We start from the raw sequence: 330 nt of genomic DNA on the forward strand, positions 1-330 counted from the left end.
CGTCGTAATTAAAATCGCCTGCAGGCGTTCCGCCGCTCCGCCGTAAACCGCCGCCGCCACGGAAAACCCCTCATCGATTTTTTCTCCGCTTACTTCAAAAAGAATGAGGCTGTTGTTCACGACCAAGCCGAACAGCGCGGCAAGCCCGAAAACGGCCCCCGAATCGATCATGGAACCAGTAATCAGCAGTAAGGGGCCCGCGCCTGCCAAAGAAAAAGGAATGCTCAGCATGAGTATTAACGGGAGAAGAAAGGATTCAAACTGCGCGCCGATTACCATATATAGAAGGATTATTACGAGGAAGACGTAAAGGAAGAGCGAATTACGATA

The 330-nt window shown here is 50.9% G+C and carries 1 protein-coding gene; it reads right to left on the reverse strand.

Annotated elements, in window-relative coordinates:
• Positions 1-330 (reverse strand): efflux RND transporter permease subunit (locus ACYVTD_RS16905; protein ID WP_461248810.1); only part of this gene is annotated, 330 nt, incomplete at both ends.

Source organism: Treponema sp. R6D11, assembly GCF_054786075.1.